Here is a 235-nt window from a genome sequence, read left to right on the forward strand (position 1 = left end):
TAACACCCAGTTTGATCAACTCATGCAAACCGAAAAAGATTTCTTAGAAGCTAACCTTGACGATGCCACCGAAGCCATCAATCTGGCCTCCTATGGTGCCAATCATGCATTAATGTCACTTGGCTTTAACGCTGTCTACGAAGTTCAACCGTCTTCACTAGTGGCGCAACTCAAAGAACTGATGATTGACCAAAATCAATTTTTGCAACAGGTAACGGCTGCAAACAATGAATCG

1 pseudogene is annotated in these 235 nt (G+C 43.0%); it reads left to right on the forward strand.

The features are described 5' to 3' along the window. A pseudogene (locus MZO40_RS17695) lies at positions 1-235 on the forward strand (ribonucleoside-diphosphate reductase); the annotation flags it as partial.

The organism is Lactiplantibacillus sp. B652, assembly GCF_023806745.1.
Taxonomy (GTDB): domain Bacteria; phylum Bacillota; class Bacilli; order Lactobacillales; family Lactobacillaceae; genus Lactiplantibacillus; species Lactiplantibacillus pentosus.